This is a genomic window from Blastococcus haudaquaticus, assembly GCF_900230285.1.
GTDB lineage: Bacteria > Actinomycetota > Actinomycetes > Mycobacteriales > Geodermatophilaceae > Blastococcus_B > Blastococcus_B haudaquaticus.
Map to the genome: position 1 here is coordinate 359,119 of NZ_OCNK01000003.1, position 19,651 is coordinate 378,769.

The window sequence follows — 19,651 nt, forward strand, 5'->3', positions numbered from 1 at the left end:
CCCGGTCAGACCGTGTAGGAGTCGGTGCCCGCCCGCTTGACCCGGCCGTTGCTGACCTCCGGGACGGCGCGGTGACGCTCGCCCGGAGCCTCGCGGTGCAGGACGTCGGGCAGGTCGGAGAGGGTCTCCATCGTCCGCTCGGGCTTCTCGATCTTTTTGAGCATCCGCTTCCCGATGAGCGCGCAGACACCCGCCAGGAGCAGCAGGAACACCGTCACGATCCCGTAGGAGATCCAGCGGGGGAGCCCCAGGGCGGTCAGCGCCTCGGCGACGGTCACGAAGAAGTAGATGCCGGCGAAGGCGACCAGCACGCCCGCCGCGGCGAACAGCCCGATGCTGATCCCGGCCTTCTTCGCCGACTTCCCGATCTCGGCCTTGGCCAGCTCGATCTCGCTGCGGACCAGCGTCGACATGTCCGCCATGGCGCTCTGGACCAGGGTGCCGACGGACGGCTCCTCGGCACCTGCGGACCGGACTGCCGGCGGCGTGCTGGACGCGCTGGACACACTGTGGGCCACGAGTGGCTCCTCCTGTCGGGCTGCGCTGCGCGCGGTGGATCGATCGTCCTGCTCAGGGGAATGGTGCCGCACCTCCAGGCAGTGCGCGCTATGGCCCCGTCCAGACGCTCGCCCCGGCCCCTTGCAGGGGCCCGACGCGAGCGTGCGACCGGTGGGGGGCAAGGGGTGTTTTTCAGTCCTCCGCGGGTGCCGCCGGCAGCTTGTCCTTGATCAGGTTCATCACCGACGAGTCGGTTAGCGTGGTGACGTCGCCCAGCTCCCGGTTCTCCGCGATGTCCCGCAGCAGGCGGCGCATGATCTTGCCCGAGCGGGTCTTGGGCAGCTCCTGCACGACCATGATCTGGCGCGGCTTCGCGATGGGGCCGATGTCCCGGGCGACGTGGTTGCGCAACGTCTGGACCAGCTCGTCGCCGGAGTCCTCGGCGTTGCCGCGGAGGATGACGAAGGCGACGATGCCCTGCCCCGTGGTCGGGTCGCTGGCGCCGACGACGGCCGCCTCGGCCACCGTCGGGTGGCCCACCAGCGAGGACTCGACCTCGGTGGTGGAGATGCGGTGCCCGGACACGTTCATGACGTCGTCCACGCGGCCGAGCAACCAGATGTTGCCGTCGGCGTCCTTCTTGGCGCCGTCGCCGGCGAAGTAGACGTTCTTCCCGAAGCGCGACCAGTAGGTGTCGACGTAGCGGTCGTCGTCGCCCCAGATCGTGCGCAGCATCGACGGCCACGGCTCGGTCAGCACCAGCAGCCCGGTCGAGTCGTCGCTCAGCTCGTTGCCCTCGTCGTCGACGACCTTCGCGGAGATGCCGGGGAACGGGACCTGGGCCGACCCGGGCACGAGGTCGGTGACTCCCGGCAACGGCGTCAGCATGTGCGCGCCGGTCTCCGTCTGCCACCAGGTGTCCATGATCGGGCAGCGGCCTCCGCCGATGTTCTTGTGGTACCAGAGCCACGCCTCCGGGTTGATCGGCTCACCGACCGAGCCGAGCAGGCGGAGGCTGGACAGGTCGAAGCCGGCGGGGATGTCCTCGCCCCACTTCATGAACGTGCGGATCACCGTCGGCGCCGTGTACAGGATGGTCACGCCGTACTTCTGGATCAGCTCGAACCAGCGGCCGCGGTGCGGCGTCTCCGGCGTCCCCTCGTACATGACGCTCGTGGCCCGGTTGGCCAGCGGCCCGTACACGATGTAGCTGTGGCCGGTGACCCAGCCGACGTCGGCGGCGGTCCAGTAGACGTCGTCGTCGGGCTTGAGGTCGAACGTCGCCCAGTGCGTGTAGGCGACCTGGGTCAGGTAGCCGCCGCTCGTGTGCAGGATGCCCTTGGGCTTCGCCGTCGTCCCCGACGTGTACATGATGTAGAGCGGGTGCTCGGCGTCGAAGGACTCCGGCTCGTGCTCGGCGGACTGCCGGTCCACGACGTCGTGCCACCAGAGATCGCGGCCCTCGGTCCACTCGACGTCCTGCTCGGTGCGCTTGACCACCAGGACGTTGCGGACGCCGGGGCTGCGGCCCACGGCGTCGTCGACGGCGGGCTTCAGCGCGCTGGGGGCGCCACGGCGGTAGCCGCCGTCGGAGGTGATGACCAGGACGGCGCCGGCGTCGTCGAGCCGGCTGGCCAGGGCGTCGGCGGAGAAGCCGCCGAAGACGACCATGTGGACGGCGCCGATGCGGGCGCAGGCCAGCATCGCGATGATCGTCTCGGGGATCATCGGCATGTAGATCGCGACGCGGTCGCCGGCGTTCACGCCGAGCTCGGTCAGGGCGTTGGCCGCCTTGCTGACCTCGTCCTTGAGCTGGGCGTAGGTGATCGTGCGGGTGTCGCCCGGCTCGCCCTCCCAGTGGTAGGCGACCTGGTCGCCGTGCCCGTCCTCGACGTGCCGGTCGACGCAGTTGTAGGCGACGTTGAGCTTGCCGCCGACGAACCACTTGGCGAAGGGCGGGTTGCTCCAGTCGAGCACCTCGTCCCACTCCTGGGTCCACGTGAGCCTGCGGGCCTGCTTCGCCCAGAACGCCAGGCGGTCGGCGGACGCCTCGTCGTAGACGTCGGGGCCGACGTTGGCGTGGGCGGCGAGCTGCTCGGGCGGCTGGAACGGCCGGCCTTCCGTCGAGGTCGTCGTCTCGCTCATGCGGTACCTCCCTAGTCCGGCGGCGCGCGCTCGGGGCGGCGCTGCCACGCTCACATAGTGGCTCCCGCCACACCGTATGGCTCGTGGGCCTGCGCGTCTGCTCCGGGACGGTGGACGGCCGGTTCCACGCGGCGGCCGGTCAGACTGGCCCGGTGGCGGGCGGCATGGAGGGCGCGGTGGCGGCGACCTCCTTCGCCGATCCCGGCTGGACGGCTCAGGTCCTGGCGCGACGGGCCCGGGCGCAGGGCACGACCGACCGCCGGGTGCTGGCGACGGTCTGGTGGTACTCGGTGTCGTCGGTGCTGCTCACCCCGCCGCTGGCCGGACTGGTCGCCGGGATCCCGCGTTCCGGGCGGCTGGCGGACCTGTCGGTGACGCTCGCACCGGGCCTGCTGCCGGTCACGGCGGTGGCCGTGGGGCCGGGGTCCGGCGACCTCGCGGCCGATCTGCGCGGGTCGCTGGCGTCGGTCGTGGCGGCCGTGGCCGAGGCGGGGGACCTCCGGGAGCGCCCCCTGTGGGCGATCGCGACCGACTCGCTGGCCAACCGGCTGCTGGCGGTCGGTCAGGCCGTGGGGGACGTGGACCGGGCGACGGCGCTGGCCGTGCCGCTGGCCGAGGCCGTGGGAGCGCCGTTGCCCGTCCCGCGCTACGAGGACGTCGGTGGGCGTCGCTTCGTCCGGCGGGGCTCCTGCTGCCTCGTCGACCGGACCCGCTGGGGGGCGACCTGCACCTCCTGCCCGCACCGGCGACCCGAGGAGCGGCGGCAGCTCCTGCAGCGCCTCGCCCGGCCCGACGGAGAGGCGGCGGAGCCGGGCTGAGCGGTGTCGCACCCAGGCGACGTCGGGACGATGATCGGCGCTGTCGACGTCGACAGGGGGAAGCCATGGCCGTCATGCCCGCCGCGTTCTTCGGTCACGGCAGTCCCATGAACGCCTTGGAGAAGAACCGGTACACCGAGGCGTGGCGGGCCTTCGGCCAGGCGGTGCCCCGGCCGCGGGCGATCCTCGTCGTCTCGGCGCACTGGTACGTGCAGGCGACCGCGGTCACGGCCATGGCGAGGCCGCGCACGATCCACGACTTCTTCGGCTTCCCGCCGGAGCTCTTCCAGGTCGACTACCGCCCGCCGGGACTGCCGGAGCTGTACGAGCAGATCGCCGACATCGTCCACCCGGCCTGGGTGGGCGCCGACCGCGAGAGCTGGGGCATCGACCACGGGGCATGGTCTGTGCTGGTGCACGCCTTCCCGGACGCGGACGTCCCCGTCGTCCAGCTGTCGATCAACGCGCTCAAGCCGTTCGACTACCACCTGCAGCTCGGTGCGGCGCTGGCCCCGCTGCTGGAGGACGGCGTGCTGGTGATGGGCAGCGGCAACGTCGTGCACAACCTCGGCGGGGTGAGCCGCGCGTTGCCGGACGCCGGGTTCGACTGGGCGCAGCGGTTCGACGAGCGCGCCAAGGAGCTGATGCTCACCGATCCCACCGGAGTCGGCCGGCTCGACGGGCACCGCGACTACGACCTCGCCGTCCCCACCCCCGACCACTTCCTGCCGCTGCTCTACGTGGCGGGCGTCGCCGGGGCGACGGGCACGCCCGCGCAGGTCCTCGTGGACGGCTACTCCTACGGCTCCCTGTCCATGACGGCCTACACCGTGGGCATGGAGCCGCCCCCCGTCTCCGGCACCGGTGTCGCGGCCCCGCTGCCGGACGGCCCACCCGCGGACGGCGTGAACGTCTAGGCGTTCCCGCGCGAACGCCTGCTCAGCGGTCGACGCCGGTCGTCGCGGTCCGCAGCCGCGACACCGCGGCAGCCGGATCGGCCGCGGAGAACGACACCCGCTCGACCGTCGAGATCCGCCCGTCGACGTCGACCGGCGTCGGGGTGGCGAAGCGGAGCTCGACGTCGGTCCCGCCCATGAAGGACACGGCGACCCCGTCGTCCGTCATCTCGACCGTCCTCCCGTGCTCGTTCCGCACGTGCTTCCGCACCTGGACGACGTCCTCCAGCGGCACCCGCACCGACCGGAAGTGCCCGGAGCGCAGCACCAGCTCGCCGTCGCGCAGCAGGTGCGGGTGCTGCCGGGTCGTGGCGTCGAACGCGAGGAGCCCCAGCACCCCGTAGACGCTCAGCGCCAGGAGGCTCCAGCGCAGCGGAGGCCAGGAGACGAGCACGTGCACGATCACGGTCTCGATGACCCCGACCGCGGTGATCGTCCAGACCACGGCGCGGTCCAGACCGTTGTAGGCCAAGGGGACGTCGTCCGGCCCGACGTCCGTCCGCCCGCGGAGCGCCCACCACAGCGCACGCGCCAGATCCAGCTGGTTCCGCAGCACTCAGGCCGTCCGGCCGGGCGGCTCCGCGCCGTCGGCCGGGGCCGCCGTGCGGGGCAGGTCGCTGATGCGGGGGAAGGGCTCCGTGGAGAAGATGGTCTCCACGGGCAGGGCGAAGAACTCCGCGATCCGCAGCGCGAGGTTCAGGCTGGGGTTGTACTCGCCGCGTTCCAGGTAGCCCACGGTCTGGTAGTGGACGCCGAGTGCGTCGGCGAGCTGCCGCCGGGTCACCTGCTGTTCCGCCCGCAGCAGCGCGATGCGGTTGTAGACGGCATCCCCGGCGCGCTCCCCGCTCACTCCACCTCCTCGCCGGCGCTCGCCGGCTCGCTCACTTGACCCACTGCAGCGCGGCCTCCTTGGCCTCCTGCACCTGGGAGCCCGATGTCCGGCGTGCCATGCGGCGCAGCACCCGGGGCGTCACCAGCAGCCCGAAGACCGCCCACGCGCCGAGCACCAGCACCGTCAGCGAGCTGCGCCAGGAGTCGCCGACCTCGAGGGCCGCCGCCGCGTCGGGGAGGAAGGCCGACCGCATGCCCAGGCCGATCCAGTAGGTCGGGAACACCTGCGCGACGACCTGGACCCACCCCCACATGGCCTGGATCGGGAAGAAGATGCCCGAGATCGAGGTCAGGACGATGACCGGCAGCATGCCCCAGGTGCCCACCTTCTGGACGCTGGGCACCACCGAGCCGATGATCATCCCCAGCGGCAGCGTGGCGAGCAGGCCCAGGACGCACACCCAGACGACGGTCGCCCAGCCGGCGAGGCCGTTGCTCATCACGTCGTCGAAGAGCAGGAAGCTCGGCACGAGGATCACCAGGAGCAGCGGGAACAGGCTCAGCGAGTGGTAGACCACCTGCCCGGTCACGTAGCCCTGCATCCCGTGCGGCAGCGCCTTGTGCCGCAGGAGCGTCCCGTCCTCGCGCTCCATGGCGAGCGAGTAGGCCGGCCCGATCACCACCCCGAACGCCAGCAGCGCGCCCAGGATGCTCGGGAGGGCGAAGGACGGGAGCAGCAGGTCGGTGCCCTCCACCTCGCTGTCGCGGTTGAACCACAGGTAGGCGAGCGTGGCCACGCCCATGAACATGTAGAAGCCCTGGTCCTGAGGGCTGCGCAGGCTCAGGACGAACTCCGTCCAGCCCCGGCGCAGGCCGAGGCCGATCGCGTGCCGGGTGGGGTTCATCGGGAGACCTCCGCGAGGGTCGGGGTGCGCCGGGCGCCGGACTCGAAGGTCGCGACCATGGCGATGTAGGTGTCCTCGAGGCTGGCCCGCCGGACCTCGAGGTCCTCGATCTCCTCGCCGTGCTGCTCGAACAGCCGGCGGACGAACGGGGTGGCGTCCTCCGTCGCGTGGACGAAGCGCTCCCCCTTGCGGGTCCAGCGCACCTCCGCGTTCCCGGCCACCTGACGGGTCAGGGCCTCCGCGCTGCCGTTGGCGACGATGTGCCCGTCGGCCAGGATGAGCATCCGGTCGGCCAGCCGCTCGGCCTCGGCGAGGTCGTGCGTGGTGAGCAGGATGCTCGTGCCCTCCAGGTCGGAGAGCCGGTGCACCAGGTCGTGGAAGTCGCGCCGGGCCTGCGGGTCGAAGCCGGCGGTCGGCTCGTCGAGGAACAGCAGTTCGGGACGGCCGATGATGCCCACGGCCACGTCGAGCCGGCGCCGCTGCCCGCCCGAGAGCTGGCCGATCTTGCGGTCCGCGTGCTCCACGAGGCCGACGGTGTCCAGCAGCCAGTCCACCTCGTAGGGACGCGTGCGCTCGGGCGTCGAGTAGGCGACGAAGTAGCCGCCCAGCTGCTCCAGCAGGCGCCGGGGCGTCCACCGGGCGTGGTCCCGCCAGGACTGGAGGACGACGCCGACCCGGGCGCGCCAGGCGTCGCCGGCCTGGGCCGGGTCCTCGCCGAGCACCCGCACCTCACCGCCGGAGCGGAGTCGGAAGCCCTCGAGGATCTCGATCGTGGTGGTCTTGCCCGCCCCGTTGGGGCCGAGCAGGCAGACCACCTCGCCGGCGTGGACGTCGAAGTCGACGCCGGTCAGGACGTCGCGCGGGCCGTAGGTCATCTGCAGTCCGCGGACGCTGACGACGGGTTCACCCGTCGGTCCGCCGAGTGCCTGGGACCCGATCTCGGTGCTCACTGGCGACCCCGCCTCCGTCGAACCGGCTTGATGGCGGAGATAGTAGGTGTACTACATCGGGAGTACAACTACTCTCGCTCCGAGCAACCCGGCAGACTGCCCCCATGAGTGAACCGGCCACGGGCCCCGCCGCCTACTTCCCGTCCATCGAGAAGAAGTACGGCCGGCCGATCGCCGAGTGGAAGGACCTGATCCGCTCGTCGCCGCTGACGAGGCACATGGAGCTGGTGGCCTGGCTCAAGGCCGAGCACGGTCTCGGCCACGGGCACGCGAACGCTCTGGTGGCCCACACCCTCGCCGAGGGCTCGGTGAGCTAGTCGAGGTCTGCGTCGTCCGGCGTCGGCTCGTCGTGCGGGCCGTTCAGCCCGACGACGGCTCCCACCACCCACACCGCGGGAGGCCGGACGGCCTCCTCGGCGATCACCTGCGGCAGCGCCGCCAGCGTCGTCCGGATCGTGCGCTGGGTCGGCGTCGAGCCGTCCGTGACCACCGCGACCGGGGTGTCCGGCGCGCGGCCGTGCGCCACGAGAGCCGCGGCGATGGCCGGCGCCGTCTCCACGCCCATGAGGACGACGACGGTGCCGCGCAGCCGCGCGATCGCCGGCCAGTCGACCAGTGACTGGGGGTGGCCCGGCGGCAGGTGCCCCGAGACGACGACGAACTCGTGGGTGAGCCCCCGGTGGGTGACCGGGATGCCGGCCAGGCCGGGGACGGCGATGGCGCTGGTGACCCCGGGGACGACCTCCACCGGCACGCCGGCGGCGACGCACGCCTCCAGTTCCTCCATCCCGCGCCCGAAGACGAACGGGTCGCCGCCCTTGAGGCGCACCACGCGCCGGCCGGCCAGGGCGTGCTCGACCAGCAGGGCGTTGATCTGCTCCTGCGCCATGGAGCGCCCGCGGGGGAGCTTCGAGGCGTCGATGACCTCGACGTGCGTGGGCAGGGTCTCCAGCAGGGACAGCGGCGCGAGGTGGTCGGCCAGGACGACGTCGGCCTGGGCGACCGCCTGCCGGCCGCGCACGGTGATCAGGCCGGGGTCGCCGGGTCCGCCGCCGACCAGGACGACGCTGCCGGTGGGGGCGACCGCCGGGGTGCGAGCCGCCCGGTCGGCGATGCTCCCGTCGGTCAGTCCCGCGACGACGGCGTCGCGCACGCCGATCGCCCGCTGCGGGTCGCCGCCGCCGTGGACACCGACGACGAGCTCGCCGTGCCGGGCGACGGCGGGGGTCCACACGTTGGAGGCGGAGCGGTCGTCCGCGCGGGCGCAGAAGAGCCGGGCCCGCTCGGCCTCCTCGGCCACCGCCGCGTTCACGGTGGGGTCGTCGGTGGCGGCGACGGCGTACCAGGCGCCGTCCAGGTCGCCCGGCTCGTACCGGCGGCGGACCCAGCTGAGGGATCCCGGCTCCACGAGGGCCTCGATCGCCGGGGTCACCTCCGGGGAGACGACGGTGACCCGGGCCCGCGCCGCCAGCAGCCCCGCGACCCGGCGGTGCGCCACCTGACCCCCGCCCACCACCACGACGCGGCGGTCGTGCAGCCGGAGCCCGACGGGGTAGACCACCCCGCTCTCCGGGGGGACGGGGGTGGCGTTCATCAGCCCTTCTCGGTCACGCCGGCGGAGTCGAACGTGGCGACGTCGCGCAGCGCCCGCGCGGCGCTCGCCACCAGGGGCAGGGCGAGGAGGGCGCCGGTGCCCTCGCCCAGCCGGAGGTCGAGGCCCAGGAGCGGGCGCAGGCCGAGGGACTGCAGGGCGATCGTGTGGCCCGGCTCGACCGAGGTGTGGCCGGCCAGCGCGTACTCCAGGGCGGTGGGGCACAGCCCGGCGGCGACCAGCGCGGCCGATCCGGCGATGGCGCCGTCGAGCAGCACCGGCACGCGCGCGGCGGCGGCGGCGATGATGAACCCCGCCAGCGCGGCGTGCTCCAGCCCGCCCACCTCGGCGAGCACGGCCAGCGCCGCTGCCGGGGTGCTCGGACGGGTCGGCACCCGGCCGACCGCCCGCGTCACCACCTCCACCTTCCGGGCCAGCGTCGGGTCGTCGACGCCGGTGCCCCGGCCGGTCGCGGCTGCCGGCGCGGCGCCGGTGAAGGCGCAGACCAGGGCGGCCGAGGCCGTGGTGTTGGCGATGCCCATGTCGCCGGTGATCAGGCAGGGGGAGGCGGTGGCCAGGCGGGTGGCCACCTCGATGCCGGCCTCGACCGCCTGGCGGGCCTCGTCCAGGGTCATGGCCGGACCCTCGGCCAGGTCGGCCGTACCGGGCCGCACCTTGCGGTCCATCAGGCCGTCCGCGGGGTCGAGCGTCGCGGCGACGCCGACGTCCACGACGACCACCTCGGCGCCCAGCTCGGCGGCGAAGGCGTTCACCACGGCACCGCCGGCGAGGAAGTTGGCCACCATCTGGGCGGTCACCTCCTGCGGCCAGGGCGTGACGCCCTGGGCGTGCACGCCGTGGTCGGCGGCGAACACCGCGACGACCGCAGGGACGGGCAGCGGGGCGGGGCAGCTGCCCGCGATGCCGGCCAGCTGGGCGGCAACGTCCTCGAGCACGCCGAGCGAGCCCGGTGGCTTCGTCATCCGGTCCAGGCGCTCGCGGGCTACGCGCTCGGCGGCCGCGTCGCGCGGGACGACGGCGTCGATGGTGTCGCCGAGCAACGTGCCGGCGAACGGGTTCGGGTCGGTGCTCAGGGCGTCTCCTCGGTACCGGGGTTCTGGGCACAGGATTCCAGCGGGTCGGGGCGCGGGCGCACGGGAGGTCCGACGGCACTGTGCCAAGGGCACATGACGCGCCGGTTTCGCCGTCACTTGACGATCCGGAAAGTGAAACTCCATACTTTCCGACATGGAAAGCGACGGCACGGCGATGGACACGACGGCTGCCGCGGCGGAGCTCGCCGCGCTCGACGCGGACCGGGCGCGCCTGGCAGAACGGGTGGTGCAGCCCTGGTGGTACGACGCGCTGCTCGGGCTGCTGGTGGCCGGGTTCATCTCGTCGTACTCCAGTCACAACGGCTGGATCATCACGGGCGCACTGGTGGTGTTCCTCGTCGGTCTGCGCGGCCTGATGGCCGTCTACCGGCGCATCACCGGCATGTGGGTGAGCGGGCTGCGTCCCGGTGCCACGCAGCGGGCCGTGCGGGTCTGGTTCGTCGGCTACGCCGTCGTCGTGGCGGCGGGGGCGGTCGTCGAGTTCGGCCTGGAGATCCGCGGCGCGATGGTCGTCGCCGGGGTCGTCCTGGGCCTCGGGATCGCGGCGATCAGCCAGTGGTGGGCGCGGATCTACGTCGCCGAGCTGCGGGGCGAGCTGTGACGGCGGTCCAGCCGCGCTTCGACTCCGTGGTGCACATGCCGCCCCGCCTGCAGGTGTGCGGGCTGCTGGCCGCGGTGACCGACATGGACTTCGCCACCGTCCGCGAGCAGGTCGGCGTCAGCGACTCGGTGCTCTCCAAGCACGTGCGCCAGCTGGAGGAGGCGGGGTACGTGACGGTCCGCAAGTCCACCCGCGCCTCCCGCGTGCGCACCAACCTGGCGCTCACACCGGCCGGCCGGACGGCGTTCGACGCGCACGTCGCGGAGCTGCGGAGGATCACCGGCGCCTGACCGGGCAGAGTGGGCCCCGGCGGGGACCGGGGAGCGGGGTGCGGTGGGCGAGGGACGGCGGCGGCTGCTCGACCTGGCCCTCGTCACGGTCGCGGCGGTCCTCGTCAGCGCCGGCCTCGCCGCGACCGGGGTCCCGTCGCCGGCGTTGTTCGGCGGACTGCTGGCCGGTCTGGTCCGCGCGCTCGCCGTCCCGGGAGCGGTGGTCGTCCCGGGCGCCGTCGCCGCCGGCGGTCAGGCGGTCATCGGCGTGGCCATGGGCGCGCTGGTCGACGTGGAGACCCTCCGCGCGGTCGCCGAGAACTGGCTGCCCGTGCTGGGTGTGACCGTCGGGACCCTCCTGCTCAGCCTCGGCGCCGGCTCGCTGCTGCGGCTGAACGGCGGGATCAGCCCGGTGACCGGCGCCTTCTCCATGATCGCCGGGGGCGCGTCGGGGATCATCGCGATGGCCCGGGACCTCGGCGCCGACGACCGCATGGTCGCCGTCCTCCAGTACCTGCGCGTCCTGGTCATCGTGCTGCTCATGCCGGCGGTGGCCGTGGCCGCCTACGGCTCCTCCTCCGGGAGCGTGGGCCCGTCGCCGGCGACGGATGCCGCCGGCTGGCCGGCCGGGCTGCTGTTCACGGCGGGATGCGCGGTCGGCGGTCTGCTCGTGGGCCGGCTGCTGCGCCTCCCGGTCGCCGCCCTGCTCGCCCCGATGATCGCGGCTGCCGTCGTCGACCTGACCGGGGTCGCCGGTGACCTCGCGGTGCCGGATCTCGCGCAGAGTGCCGCGTTCCTCGTCATCGGCCTGCAGGTCGGCGTCAGCTTCACCCGGGACAGCGTGCGCACGATCGGCCGGGCGCTGCCGCTGGCGCTGGTCCTCATCCTCGCGCTCATCGTGACGTCGGCCGGGCTCGGGGCAGTGCTGTCGGCGGCGACGGGGGCCAGCCTGCTCGACGGCTACCTGGCCACCACTCCGGGCGGCCTCTACGCCGTGCTGGCCACCGCGACCGATCTCGGTGCCGACGTCACCTTCGTGCTGGCGGTCCAGGTGCTCCGGCTGTTCGCCGTGCTGCTGAGCGCCCCGCTCGTCGCCCGGTGGCTCCGGCGACGCGCGGCCGGCTGACCCAGCCGCGGATCGCGCCTATCCTGGCTGACCGGGCATCCGGGCCCGGAGCTGCTGGAGGAGGCGGAACTGACCGAGGACGCATCGGCCGGGACGGACACCAGCGCGGACGACGACGCCGTGCTGCTGTTCCTCGGCGGCCCCCTCGACGGGCGGGTGGAGATCCGCCCGGCCCGGCACGGCGACCCGCTGCCGACGGTCACCCACGTGCACCTGCACGGCGGGCCGAAGGTGGTGCACCGCTACGACCTCGAGCCGCTCACCGAGGGCGCGGCCGTCTACAACCTCCGTCAGCCGGGCAACAAGCCGGCGCGCGACGAGTCCGTCGCCGACTGACGCGGGACCGGCGAAGCCGTTGACTCCGTGACGGCACCAGGAGAACGCTCCCTGGCATGACCGCCCGAACCGCCGTCCTGGAGCGGGCTCCGGCGATGGGACTGGCGGCCGTCGAGTACGGCCGCTTCGCCCAGCTGGTCCAGGATCTCGATGCGGCCGACCTGTCGCGTCCGACCGACTGCCCGGACTGGGACGTGCGCGCGATGGCCGGGCACGTGCTCGGCATGGCCGAGATGGTGACGTCGCTCCCCGCCTTCATCGGCCAGAACGCGGCGGCCGCGCGTGCGGGCGGTGGCATCGACGCCCTCACCGGCCTGCAGGTGCGGCGCACGGCCGGGTTGTCGACGGAAGAGCTCGTGGCGCGGCTGGTGGCCGTGGGGCCTCGCGCTGTGCGGGGCAGGCGCCGGCTCTCGGCGGTCCTGGGGCGGCTCCCGCTCCCGGAGAAGCAGGTCGTCGGAAGCGAGACGGAGCTCTGGCGGTTCGGTTACCTCTTCGACGTGATCCTGACCCGCGACACCTGGATGCACCGGATGGACGTCTCGCGGGCGACCGGCCGGGAACCCGAGCTCACCGCCGACCACGACGCGGTGCTCGTCGCCGATGTCGTCGCGGAGTGGGCGGCCCGGCACGGCCGTCCCTACCGGCTCCGGCTCACCGGGCCGGCCGGCGGCACGTGGTCCGCCGGCGAGGGTGGCGACGAGCTCGAGCTCGACGCCGTGGAGTTCTGCCGCCTGCTCTCCGGCCGCGGCAGCGGGGCCGGGCTGCTGGCGCAGCAGGTCCCCTTCTAGCCGGTCACCAGCCCTGCACGCGACGGGCCTCGGCCACGACGCGGTCGAAGCGCGCCCGGTCCAGGGCGGCGCCCTCCCGGCGCACCGCGGCCGGGTCGAGCTCCAGCAGGCGGTCCAGGCGGATCTCGCTGGGGCGGCCACGGGAGTCCCAGGCGCCGGTGCCGATGTCGGTCCACACGCGACCGTGCCGGGACTCGTCGGCCAGGTCCCGGTCGTGGTCCTTGCTGGTGAGCATCAGGCCCAGGAGATCGCCCCCTCGACGGCCGATCACCAGGACCGGCCGGTCCTTGCCCCGGCCGTCGCCCTCGTCGTAGGGCACCCACGTCCAGACGATCTCGCCCGGGTCGGGTCGTCCGTCGGCGCGCGGCCGGTACTCGAGGTCCGGTACACCGGACTGGTCCCGCTGCCGGGCCGTGCGGGCCGACCTCCGGGACGGCGCCGCGACGGCTCCGGCACCGGAGCGGAGCGCGCGGCGGACGAGCGTCGCGGCCCGGCCGGCAAGCCGGAGGATGCCGTCGTCACGTGCCATGCCGGCACCGTACGGGCAGCCGCTCCCGGGTGGCGGCTGGAGCCCCGTGTGTCACTTGTGACACATCGGTACCAATTGGTCACGCAGGGGGTTGGAGTGGCCGATGAGGGGGCACCATCGGCGCCACGGGGCGAACGCGGTGGGGCGTCCCGTCAGAAGGGGACAGCCATGACGACGTCCGAACCGGTACGACCGGCGGTCCCGCGGGCCCGGGAGGTACAGGCGAGCGTCCTGGCCGCCTTCCAGCTCGTCGAGGACGCGCGCTACTTCGGCAGCGATCGTCGCCCCCGCAAGAGCCGGTCCCGGCTGCTGGCCGAGCGCGCCGTGGCCGACCGCAGGCGGCTCCGGGACCTGCGCACCGGCTGAGCGGTCTCCGCTCGCGTGGCCAGGTGTACGGCTAGGCCACGCAGAACTCGTTGCCCTCGGGGTCGGCCATGGTGACCCACGAGAAGGGGCCCTGGGACGCACGCCAGAGCTCGGTCGCGCCCATCGCCAGGAGGCGGGACACCTCGGCCTCCTGCTGCTCCGCGCCCACGCGCACGTCGAGGTGCACCCGGTTCTTGCCGCTCTTGGGGTCCGAGCCCTGCTGGAAGAGGACGCGCGGACGGTGGGGCCCCGGGGAGTTGATGGCGGCGCCCTGCTTCCAGACGAGCGCGCCGCGGTGCCGGGTCGCGTCGTCCTCCGAGGCGGCCCCGGAGTCGATCATCCGCCGGATGAACGCCTCGTCCTGCGGCTCCACCTGCCAGCCGAGGGCCTCCGCCCACCAGTCGGCCATGGCGTGCGGGTCGGCGCTGTCGATCGTGACCTGGAAGTCGAGTGCCATGCCCGGACGGTAGGGGAGGGTGGCGACGGAAAGTGCTACAGCTCGTGCGCGAGGTCCGCCCGGATCGTCGCGTCGTCGGGAAGATCGGAGTCCAGCGCGCAGTGGTCCTTGAGCACCCGGCCGAAGGGCGTCAGGGTCTTCGGGTCGATCTGCCGAGCGGGGTCCCACAGTCCCGACCGCATGACGGACTTCGGGCACTGGAAGTAGGCCCGCTGCACGTCGAGGACCAGCACGGACAGCGGCGCCCGCCCGAACTCGGTGAGGTCGACGTCGAGGTCCTCGGGGCGGACCAGCGTCGTCGTCCCGTAGACACGCAGGGTCTGCTCGACGCCCGGGACCAGGAACATCAGCGCTGCCCGGGGGTTTGCCGCGACGTTCTTCAGGCTGTCCACGCGGTTGTTGCCGGGCCGGTCGGGCAGGGCCAGCCGGTGCTCGTCGAGGACGTGCACGAAGCCCGGGTCACCGCCCCGCGGTGAGATGTCCGGCCAGCCCTCGGCGTCGGCGGTGGCCAGCGTCGCGAAGGGGGAGTGGGCGATGAACTCGCGGCAGTGCCGGTCGAGACGGTCGATCACCTTGTCCAGCACCAGCCCGCCCGGTGTCCGGTAACCGGACAGGACGTCGGAGGGCGAGACCGCGGAGGGCACAGCGTCGAGGTGCACGCCCCGACGGTAACCAACGCGCCCGCTAGCGTGGCGCCCCGTGCCACAGGTCTGGAGCTCGCCCGTCCGTTTCGTCGAGTGCGATCAGCAGGGTGTCGTGTTCAACGCGCACTACCTGACCTGGGCCGACGAGGCGTCCAATCACTGGTGGGCGTCCCACGGCCTGCCCTGGGACGTCGTGGCCGCCCGGGTGAACCCCGTGGTGAAGGCGAGCACGCTGGAGTGGACCTCGTCGGCGCGCTGGGGCGACACCGTGACCGTCGACGCGGAGACCGAGAAGGTGGGCCGGACCAGCCTCACCGTGCGCTTCACGATCCTCGTGGACGACCAGCTGTGCTGCGTCGTCCGGAACACCTACGTGGCCACGGACGGTGGCCGGGCGACGCCGTGGCCCGACGACATCCGGGCGCTGCTCACCGCGGACTGACGCTCACCAACCGGCCTTCTCCTGGCCCGAGAGCTGGGCGATCGCCTCCATGATCGTGTCCGTCACCTCGCGCCGGGACCGGTTCCTCTCGGCCTGGCCGGCGTGCTCGGGGAAGGTCAGGGGCTTTCCGAAGACGACGGTGAACCGGTGCGGGCGCGGCCAGCCGGCGCCGATGGGCTGGATGCGGTCGGTGCCGGTGATCCCCACCGGCACGACCGGGCAGTCGGCGGTCAGTGCCAGCCAGGCGACCCCCGTCTTGCCGCGGGCCAGCCGGCCGTCCCGTGAGCGGGTGCCCTCCGGGTAGATGCCGAAGCCGCCGCCGGCGCGCAGCACCGTCATCGCGGTGTCGAGGGCCGCCTGCGCCGCGCGGTGGGTGTCGCGTTCGACCGGCAGGGCGCCCAGTGCGGTGAACCAGGTCCTGGTGAACCAGCCCCGGATGCCCGTGCCGGTGAAGTACTCCGCCTTGGCCAGGTAGCCCACCCGCCGGGGCGACATGAGCGGGATGGCCATGCTGTCGATGAAGGACAGGTGGTTGCTCGCGATGATGAAGGCGCCCGTCTCCGGGACGTTCTCCCGGCCGACCACGTGCGGCCGGAAGACGAGCAGGAACAGCGGTCGCAGGATGAGCCGCGAGATGACGTAGATCACGCCGCGCGTCCTCCTCGGGGCTCGTCGGGGCACGCCGGTCGAGGGGAACGGCGGGTGGCTCCGGCATTCTCCCGAACGGCCCGAGGGGCGCGGGACCCAGGCCGTCTCAGCGCACCGGCTGGGGCGGCGGGCAGGCGTCGCGGATGATCGCGCGGATGTCGTCGGGGAGGCTGCCGTGCCCGGCCGCGGACCGCGTGATCACCTCGGCGACGTCCCGCACCTTCCGGTGCGTGTGGCTAGAGATGTGCGCCAGCAGGTCGAAGGCGACCTGGTCGCCGCAGCTGGTCAGGAGCATGAGGATGCCCTTGGCCTGCTCGATCGCCGCCCGGCTGGCCATGGCGGCGCGCATCTGCCCGACCTCGGCCTCCAGGGACTGCGCGCGTCCGACGTCGGAATCCGACCGGCGGCTGTCGGTGATGTCGACGCAGATGCCCTCGACCGCGACCACGTCCCCGCCGGCGTCCCGCTGGGGCTCGCCGACCAGCACCACGGCCCGCTCGCGTCCGTCGCTGCGCACGATGCAGGTCTCCAGGGCGAAGGCCCGGCCGTCGGCGCAGGCCTGCGCGATCGCCTCGAGGACCCGGGCGCGGTCGGCCGCGTGCTGGTAGCGGAGGTACTCCTCGGTGGCCGGCGGGGGCGAGGTCGACGGGAGCCCGTGCATGGTGAACATCTCCGGCGACCACCACCAGGCGCCGCTGAGCCGGTCGTAGCGGTAGCGCCCGGCGACCCGCTCCGGGATCGCGCGCGCGGGCATCCGTTGCGGCGACATCGCGGGTGACGCCATGACTTCCCCCTCGTCGGAGGCGGACCGGACGCCGGCGACACCCGCGGGCCGGAGGTTCGACCGGGCGGGCGCACCGGCCGCGTGGGGGCCGGTCGCTCCGATGCCAGGACCGTACGACGGGTGCCGCGACACCGCAGGAGCCTGCGATCCTCGCGGAACGGAACCGGGCAGGTGGTCCGACCCCAGGACCGTCGAGCCGTGACGCCGCGCAGCTGAGCGGCTACGGGCGCGCGCCGCTCAGACGACCGTGGAGGCGCGGGCCGGCTGGCCGTCCGCGACGCCGGACCGCAGCCGATCCTGTGCCTGGGCGAGCACGTCGACCGCGCGGCGCAGCTCACCCACCGGACGCGTGAAGGGCAGCCGCAACCGGTCGTCGAAGGCGTGGCCGGTCCCGAAGGCACGCCCCTCGGCGAGGGTCAGCCCGAGCGGTGCCGCGGCGGCGGTGAGCGCCGCGGAGCTGATGCCGGGAGGGAGCCGGCACCAGACCGACAGGCCGCCCGCGGGCGAGGGCGCGTCCCAGTCGGGCAGCCGGTCGGCGATCGCGGCGCGCAGGCCGTCCCGGCGCTCGCGGAGCTGGGCGCGGCGCTCCTCGAGCACCTCGTCGAGCTCCCCGAGCAGGATCGTCGCCGTCAGCTGGTCGAGGAGCCCCACCGACAGCTGGCGCCGTCCGAGGGTCTCCTCGAGCTGAGCGGCGAGGGTCTCCTCGGTCCGGAGCCAGCCCACCCGCAGGCCTCCCCACACCGCCTTCGACAGTCCGCCGACCGTCACGGTCGCCGCGTCGGGGAGGCTCGCGCCGAAGGGAGGGAGCGGGCCGTCGTCCAGGTGGAGCTCGGCGGCAACCTCGTCGACGACGGCGAGCATCCCGTGCTGCCACAGGGTCGCGGCCAGCCGGCGGCGCCCTGCGGCGGACAGCCGGCTGCCGGTCGGGTTGGAGAAGTCGGGCATCACGAAGGCCAGCCGGGGGCTGCTCTGCCGGGCGACCAGGTCCGCGGCTCCGACGATCGCGTCGGCGTCGGCGGCATCGACCGGGACCGGGGTGCACCGGCCGCCGGCGGCGGCGACCATCCCGAGGACGCCGGGGTAGGTCGGGTGCTCGACGAGGACCCGGTCGCCCGGCTGGAGCAGCGTCTCCAGGACGACGGCCGTGGCGTCGCCGACGCCGGCGGTCACCACGACCTGGTCCGGTTCGGTGGGCAGCCCGCGGGTGGTGAACCGTTCGGCGATGGCGGCCCGCAGCCCGGGCAGGCCTCCGGGGGCATACCCGTGGCCGGACAGCTGCGCCGGGAGCCCGGCCAGGGCCCGCTGGTAGGCGTCCAACAGTCGCGGGGCCGCCTCGGGTGCCGCATGGGCCAGGTCCAGCACCCCGGGGCGGCTGCTCGGGGGCAGCCACCGGGAGCCGGCCGACGGGAGCTCGGTGACCGTGCCGGAGCCGTGGCGCGTGCTCGCGAACCCCTCCTCGCGGAGCACCCGGTAGGCCGAGGCGACGGTCACCCGGCTGACGTCGAGCTCGGCGGAGAGCTCGCGCTCGGCCGGCAGCCGCCGGCCCGCCGGCAGGGTGCCGGCGGTGAGGAGGTCGCGGATCCGCCGGGCCAGCCCGGCGTACCGGGGACCGGGGAGGTCCTCGACCGGCCCGATGAGGGTGGCCAGCTCGCGCACAGTGGACTGGTCGATCACCGGTGGCATGGGTCCACCATGCCGAAATGGATCCATTCCGGCAAGGGAGAACGCTGCCACTCTGCTCTCATGACCTCAGGTGGTGTTCTCGTCGTCCTGTTCCTGCTCGGGATCGGCGCCCTCGCGGGAACGACTCTCGGGACCGCGGTCCGCGGTGGCCGGGGCCCGGGCGCCCCGCCGGCCAGCCACCCGCACGTGGACCCCAACGGGTTCCCCGTCCTCGCGCCGCAGCAGCGGTATCAGCGGCGCAGCAGCCGGCCCGTCGCCGCCAGGATCGCGGCGGCGGTCCACACGGCACGGGAGAGCCGGACGGCGCGCGGGATGTCGGTCGCGGTCGGGCTCCGGCCGTCGCCCAGCACCGGCCGCACCTCGACCCGCGTGCCGTAGACGTTCCGTCCGCCCAACCGCAGCCCCAGCGCCCCGGCGGCCGCGGCCTCGCACCGCCCGGAGTTGGGGCTGGGGTGCGCGGCGCCGTCCCGGAGCCACACCCGGAGCGCCCCACGGGCGGAGCCGCCGACCAGCGGTGCGCACGCGACGGTGAGGGCCGCGGACATCCGTGCGGGCAGCCAGTTGGCGCCGTCGTCCAGCCGGGCGGCGGCCCAGCCGAACCGCTCGTAGCGGGGGGAGCGGTGGCCGATCATCGCGTCCAGGGTGTTGACCGCGCGGTAGGCCAGCAGCCCGGGGATCCCGGCGACGGCGCCCCAGAACAGCGGTGCGACGGCGGCGTCGGAGGTGTTCTCGGCGACCGACTCGACGGTGGCCCGGGCCAGCTCCGCCTCGCCCAGCTCCCGCGGATCGCGGCCGGCCAGTGCCGGCAGGGCCGCGCGGGCCGCCGGCAGGTCGCCGGCCTCCAGCGCACGCTGCATCGTCGTCGCGGCCCGGCCGAGCGAGGTGCCACCCAGTACGGCCCAGGTCGCCGCGGCGGTGGTCAGTACGCGGGCCGGGGCGTGCCGCCGGGTGCGTCGGTCCAGCATCGCCCCCAGGGCGGCCGCCGCGCCGGTGAGGAGCACGACGTGCGCGGCCCCCGCCGCCCGCGAGTTCCGCCACGTCCGGCGCTCCAGGGCGAGAGCGGTGGTCCCGAAGCCGGCGACCGGGTGGCCGCGGCGGGGATCGCCCAGGAGCAGGTCGGCCCCGGCGCCCAGGGCGAGCCCCAGGGCGGTCGCGGCGGTCACGCCGTC

At 74.0% G+C, this 19,651-nt stretch carries 25 protein-coding genes; 10 read left to right on the forward strand and 15 right to left on the reverse strand.

Annotation, left to right across the window (positions count from 1 at the left end):
• Nucleotides 1–5: 5 nt before the first annotated feature.
• Together CRP30_RS13080 and acs are read right to left on the reverse strand one after the other, a co-directional pair.
• Entirely contained in the window at nucleotides 6–518 is a 513-nt protein-coding gene (locus tag CRP30_RS13080; protein WP_097184408.1) for a phage holin family protein, read from the reverse strand.
• A 172-nt stretch (nucleotides 519–690) separates the two neighbouring features.
• The gene (gene acs / locus CRP30_RS13085) at nucleotides 691–2,643 is read right to left on the reverse strand and encodes an acetate--CoA ligase (protein WP_097184409.1); all 1,953 of its coding nucleotides are present in this window, start codon (nucleotides 2,641–2,643) and stop codon (nucleotides 691–693) included.
• A gap of 83 nt (nucleotides 2,644–2,726) precedes the next feature.
• Here acs and CRP30_RS13090 point away from each other — a divergent pair, with 83 nt between their 5' ends.
• Nucleotides 2,727–3,461 (forward strand): (2Fe-2S)-binding protein, encoded by a 735-nt coding sequence (locus CRP30_RS13090; RefSeq protein WP_235003374.1) that lies wholly within the window; start codon nucleotides 2,727–2,729, stop codon nucleotides 3,459–3,461.
• 65 nt (nucleotides 3,462–3,526) lie between these two features.
• Nucleotides 3,527–4,378: a 4,5-DOPA-extradiol-dioxygenase gene (ygiD, locus tag CRP30_RS13095; RefSeq protein WP_200814736.1), complete on the forward strand. Its 852-nt coding sequence runs from the start codon at nucleotides 3,527–3,529 to the stop codon at nucleotides 4,376–4,378.
• 22 nt (nucleotides 4,379–4,400) lie between these two features.
• On the opposite strand, the gene CRP30_RS13100 is transcribed toward ygiD, so the two are convergent.
• Genes CRP30_RS13100 through CRP30_RS13115 form a run of 4 tightly spaced genes read right to left on the reverse strand, consistent with a single transcriptional unit; the run spans nucleotide 4,401 to nucleotide 7,103 of the window.
• Entirely contained in the window at nucleotides 4,401–4,973 is a 573-nt protein-coding gene (locus CRP30_RS13100) for a hypothetical protein (RefSeq protein WP_097184410.1), read from the reverse strand.
• Complete coding sequence (locus tag CRP30_RS13105) at nucleotides 4,974–5,267, reverse strand: helix-turn-helix transcriptional regulator (RefSeq protein WP_097184411.1); 294 nt, start codon at nucleotides 5,265–5,267, stop codon at nucleotides 4,974–4,976.
• A gap of 31 nt (nucleotides 5,268–5,298) precedes the next feature.
• The gene (locus CRP30_RS13110) at nucleotides 5,299–6,153 is read right to left on the reverse strand and encodes an ABC transporter permease (protein ID WP_097184412.1); all 855 of its coding nucleotides are present in this window, start codon (nucleotides 6,151–6,153) and stop codon (nucleotides 5,299–5,301) included.
• Nucleotides 6,150–7,103 carry an ABC transporter ATP-binding protein gene (locus tag CRP30_RS13115; RefSeq protein ID WP_235003375.1) on the reverse strand — a complete coding sequence of 318 codons (954 nt, stop codon included), beginning with the start codon at nucleotides 7,101–7,103 and terminating at the stop codon, nucleotides 6,150–6,152. Before CRP30_RS13115 ends, CRP30_RS13110 begins: the two co-directional genes overlap by 4 nt.
• 104 nt (nucleotides 7,104–7,207) lie before the next feature.
• On the opposite strand from CRP30_RS13115, the gene CRP30_RS13120 reads away from it, so the two are divergent.
• Nucleotides 7,208–7,420 carry a DUF4287 domain-containing protein gene (locus CRP30_RS13120; RefSeq protein WP_097184413.1) on the forward strand — a complete coding sequence of 71 codons (213 nt, stop codon included), beginning with the start codon at nucleotides 7,208–7,210 and terminating at the stop codon, nucleotides 7,418–7,420.
• Here CRP30_RS13120 and cobA read toward each other — a convergent pair.
• Together cobA and cobT are read right to left on the reverse strand one after the other, a co-directional pair.
• The gene (gene cobA, locus CRP30_RS13125) at nucleotides 7,417–8,697 is read right to left on the reverse strand and encodes a uroporphyrinogen-III C-methyltransferase (RefSeq protein ID WP_097184414.1); all 1,281 of its coding nucleotides are present in this window, start codon (nucleotides 8,695–8,697) and stop codon (nucleotides 7,417–7,419) included. The genes CRP30_RS13120 and cobA overlap by 4 nt on opposite strands.
• Nucleotides 8,697–9,755, reverse strand: a complete 1,059-nt coding sequence (gene cobT, locus CRP30_RS13130; protein WP_097184415.1) for a nicotinate-nucleotide--dimethylbenzimidazole phosphoribosyltransferase — start codon at nucleotides 9,753–9,755, stop codon at nucleotides 8,697–8,699. The genes cobA and cobT overlap by 1 nt, the downstream gene beginning before the upstream one ends.
• A gap of 187 nt (nucleotides 9,756–9,942) precedes the next feature.
• On the opposite strand from cobT, the gene CRP30_RS13135 reads away from it, so the two are divergent.
• From CRP30_RS13135 to CRP30_RS13155, 5 genes are all read left to right on the forward strand, one after another.
• Nucleotides 9,943–10,410 (forward strand): hypothetical protein, encoded by a 468-nt coding sequence (locus tag CRP30_RS13135; protein WP_097184416.1) that lies wholly within the window; start codon nucleotides 9,943–9,945, stop codon nucleotides 10,408–10,410.
• Complete coding sequence (locus tag CRP30_RS13140) at nucleotides 10,407–10,700, forward strand: transcriptional regulator (protein ID WP_200814737.1); 294 nt, start codon at nucleotides 10,407–10,409, stop codon at nucleotides 10,698–10,700. Before CRP30_RS13135 ends, CRP30_RS13140 begins: the two co-directional genes overlap by 4 nt.
• Nucleotides 10,701–10,743: 43 nt before the next feature.
• Entirely contained in the window at nucleotides 10,744–11,805 is a 1,062-nt protein-coding gene (locus CRP30_RS13145; protein ID WP_097184417.1) for an AbrB family transcriptional regulator, read from the forward strand.
• 120 nt (nucleotides 11,806–11,925) lie between these two features.
• Nucleotides 11,926–12,141, forward strand: a complete 216-nt coding sequence (locus CRP30_RS13150; protein WP_097184418.1) for a DUF8847 domain-containing protein — start codon at nucleotides 11,926–11,928, stop codon at nucleotides 12,139–12,141.
• A 56-nt stretch (nucleotides 12,142–12,197) separates the two neighbouring features.
• Nucleotides 12,198–12,929 carry a maleylpyruvate isomerase family mycothiol-dependent enzyme gene (locus CRP30_RS13155; protein WP_200814738.1) on the forward strand — a complete coding sequence of 244 codons (732 nt, stop codon included), beginning with the start codon at nucleotides 12,198–12,200 and terminating at the stop codon, nucleotides 12,927–12,929.
• Between the two features lie 4 nt (nucleotides 12,930–12,933).
• On the opposite strand, the gene CRP30_RS13160 is transcribed toward CRP30_RS13155, so the two are convergent.
• The gene (locus CRP30_RS13160; protein ID WP_097184419.1) at nucleotides 12,934–13,458 is read right to left on the reverse strand and encodes a type II toxin-antitoxin system PemK/MazF family toxin; all 525 of its coding nucleotides are present in this window, start codon (nucleotides 13,456–13,458) and stop codon (nucleotides 12,934–12,936) included.
• A 168-nt stretch (nucleotides 13,459–13,626) separates the two neighbouring features.
• Between CRP30_RS13160 and CRP30_RS13165 the strand changes: the two genes are divergently transcribed.
• The gene (locus tag CRP30_RS13165; RefSeq protein WP_097184420.1) at nucleotides 13,627–13,824 is read left to right on the forward strand and encodes a hypothetical protein; all 198 of its coding nucleotides are present in this window, start codon (nucleotides 13,627–13,629) and stop codon (nucleotides 13,822–13,824) included.
• A gap of 31 nt (nucleotides 13,825–13,855) precedes the next feature.
• Here the strand turns inward: CRP30_RS13165 and CRP30_RS13170 are convergent, their stop codons facing one another.
• Together CRP30_RS13170 and CRP30_RS13175 are read right to left on the reverse strand one after the other, a co-directional pair.
• A complete protein-coding gene (locus CRP30_RS13170) occupies nucleotides 13,856–14,281 on the reverse strand; it encodes a VOC family protein (protein WP_097184421.1) in 426 nt (141 codons plus the stop codon).
• A 35-nt stretch (nucleotides 14,282–14,316) separates the two neighbouring features.
• The gene (locus tag CRP30_RS13175; RefSeq protein ID WP_235003376.1) at nucleotides 14,317–14,940 is read right to left on the reverse strand and encodes an MSMEG_1061 family FMN-dependent PPOX-type flavoprotein; all 624 of its coding nucleotides are present in this window, start codon (nucleotides 14,938–14,940) and stop codon (nucleotides 14,317–14,319) included.
• A gap of 40 nt (nucleotides 14,941–14,980) precedes the next feature.
• Here CRP30_RS13175 and CRP30_RS13180 point away from each other — a divergent pair, with 40 nt between their 5' ends.
• Nucleotides 14,981–15,367 (forward strand): acyl-CoA thioesterase, encoded by a 387-nt coding sequence (locus tag CRP30_RS13180; RefSeq protein ID WP_097184422.1) that lies wholly within the window; start codon nucleotides 14,981–14,983, stop codon nucleotides 15,365–15,367.
• A gap of 3 nt (nucleotides 15,368–15,370) precedes the next feature.
• Here CRP30_RS13180 and CRP30_RS13185 read toward each other — a convergent pair whose 3' ends face one another.
• From CRP30_RS13185 to CRP30_RS13200, 4 genes are all read right to left on the reverse strand, one after another.
• Entirely contained in the window at nucleotides 15,371–16,015 is a 645-nt protein-coding gene (locus CRP30_RS13185) for a lysophospholipid acyltransferase family protein (protein ID WP_097184423.1), read from the reverse strand.
• Between the two features lie 106 nt (nucleotides 16,016–16,121).
• Nucleotides 16,122–16,799, reverse strand: a complete 678-nt coding sequence (locus CRP30_RS13190; RefSeq protein ID WP_143278464.1) for an ANTAR domain-containing protein — start codon at nucleotides 16,797–16,799, stop codon at nucleotides 16,122–16,124.
• Between the two features lie 237 nt (nucleotides 16,800–17,036).
• Nucleotides 17,037–18,482 carry a MocR-like transcription factor YczR gene (gene yczR, locus CRP30_RS13195; protein WP_097184425.1) on the reverse strand — a complete coding sequence of 482 codons (1,446 nt, stop codon included), beginning with the start codon at nucleotides 18,480–18,482 and terminating at the stop codon, nucleotides 17,037–17,039.
• A 230-nt stretch (nucleotides 18,483–18,712) separates the two neighbouring features.
• Nucleotides 18,713–19,645, reverse strand: coding sequence for a cobalamin biosynthesis protein (locus CRP30_RS13200; RefSeq protein WP_439647023.1), 933 nt, complete (start codon nucleotides 19,643–19,645; stop codon nucleotides 18,713–18,715).
• Nucleotides 19,646–19,651 lie beyond the last annotated feature (6 nt).

Bases quoted from the DNA above. Each gene is read 5' to 3' on its own strand.
- acs (WP_097184409.1), bottom strand. From the start codon at position 2,643: ATGAGCGAGACGACGACCTCGACGGAAGGCCGGCCGTTCCAGCCGCCC.
- ygiD (WP_200814736.1), top strand. From the start codon at position 3,527: ATGGCCGTCATGCCCGCCGCGTTCTTCGGTCACGGCAGTCCCATGAAC.
- CRP30_RS13110 (WP_097184412.1), bottom strand. From the start codon at position 6,153: ATGAACCCCACCCGGCACGCGATCGGCCTCGGCCTGCGCCGGGGCTGG.
- CRP30_RS13120 (WP_097184413.1), top strand. From the start codon at position 7,208: ATGAGTGAACCGGCCACGGGCCCCGCCGCCTACTTCCCGTCCATCGAG.
- cobA (WP_097184414.1), bottom strand. From the start codon at position 8,697: ATGAACGCCACCCCCGTCCCCCCGGAGAGCGGGGTGGTCTACCCCGTC.
- CRP30_RS13135 (WP_097184416.1), top strand. From the start codon at position 9,943: ATGGAAAGCGACGGCACGGCGATGGACACGACGGCTGCCGCGGCGGAG.
- CRP30_RS13155 (WP_200814738.1), top strand. From the start codon at position 12,198: ATGACCGCCCGAACCGCCGTCCTGGAGCGGGCTCCGGCGATGGGACTG.
- CRP30_RS13160 (WP_097184419.1), bottom strand. From the start codon at position 13,458: ATGGCACGTGACGACGGCATCCTCCGGCTTGCCGGCCGGGCCGCGACG.
- CRP30_RS13165 (WP_097184420.1), top strand. From the start codon at position 13,627: ATGACGACGTCCGAACCGGTACGACCGGCGGTCCCGCGGGCCCGGGAG.
- CRP30_RS13170 (WP_097184421.1), bottom strand. From the start codon at position 14,281: ATGGCACTCGACTTCCAGGTCACGATCGACAGCGCCGACCCGCACGCC.
- CRP30_RS13190 (WP_143278464.1), bottom strand. From the start codon at position 16,799: ATGGCGTCACCCGCGATGTCGCCGCAACGGATGCCCGCGCGCGCGATC.
- yczR (WP_097184425.1), bottom strand. From the start codon at position 18,482: ATGCCACCGGTGATCGACCAGTCCACTGTGCGCGAGCTGGCCACCCTC.